The sequence below is a fragment of the Nocardioides sp. NPDC023903 genome (assembly GCF_040639295.1).
Lineage (GTDB): Bacteria > Actinomycetota > Actinomycetes > Propionibacteriales > Nocardioidaceae > Nocardioides.
Map to the genome: position 1 here is coordinate 1 of NZ_JBEZZS010000121.1, position 1,053 is coordinate 1,053.

A 1,053-nucleotide genomic window follows, 5' to 3' on the forward strand; every position below is an offset into this window, starting at 1 on the left:
CCGACACCGATTCCGCCGCCGACCGCGAAACTGCGGACCTCCGCCGACAGCGCGGGCTCGGTCTCGTTCGCCGACCATTACTCGCAGCCGCGCATGTTCTACCGCAGCCTGACCAACGGCGAACAGCGACATCTGGCCGACGCGTTCTCCTTCGAACTCGGCAAGTGCCAGTCCGAGGTGATCCAGCGGCGCGCGCTGCAGATGCTGGTCAATGTCGACGACGGCCTGGCCGACTACGTCGCCGGGCAACTCGGACTCGACAAGCCCGCCCCGAACAGCGACCACGTGGATCTCGAGCCGAGTCCCGCGTTGTCGCAGCGGCACGGCAGTTTCCCGGTGGACGGGCGGACGGTGGCCCTGCTGATCGACGACACCACATCGGGCGAGGCGGTGCGGGAGGTTTCGACCGCGCTGGAAGAGGCCCGAGTCCGGCCGATGGTCGTCGCGGCGCACGGCGGCACGATCGATGGTGTGCCGGTGGCGCGGACTTTCGCCACGATGCGATCGGTCGAATTCGACGGCGCGCTGTTGCTGGCCGCGCCCACGGATGCCCGCGTGAATCTGCTGGTCGAGGAGATGTGGCGGCACGGCAAGGCGATCGCCGCGGTCGGCACGGCGGCCTCGGTGCTACAGCGCAACGGCATCGAGTCCGACGCACCGGGAATCACTGTCGCGGACACGGTGACAGCGGCGAGCGCGTTGCTCACCGACCTGGCCGAGCATCGTGCGTGGGCGCGCATCGAAGCCGACGCCTGAGCAGCGCCGACAGTGCGTGCGCACCGTCGTTTCGAGTGCGAATGGGCGGGCATTCCCTCGGTGTGGCGATCAGCCGAATGAGGAACGGGCGCCGAAGGACCGGCTCAGCCACGCATTCGTAGGACGGTGTCGACACCGGAATTACCTCGGGGCAGGTCGAGTTCACCATCACGATGCCAACGACGTCATCGCGGTGCGCTCGACCTGCGTCGCGGCCTTCGCGGGTGCCCAACGTTGTGCGCCCGCCGCAATACCGATGACAGGAGCGATGATGTTCGCGATCGAGCGCGCCGAGTC

The 1,053-nt window shown here is 68.2% G+C and carries 1 protein-coding gene; it reads left to right on the forward strand.

Going from position 1 to position 1,053, the window contains the following annotated elements:
• Window positions 1–756, forward strand: a 756-nt coding sequence (locus tag AB0F44_RS30390) for a catalase-related domain-containing protein (RefSeq protein ID WP_357361112.1), incomplete at its 5' end; no start/stop codon positions are given.
• Window positions 757–1,053 lie beyond the last annotated feature (297 nt).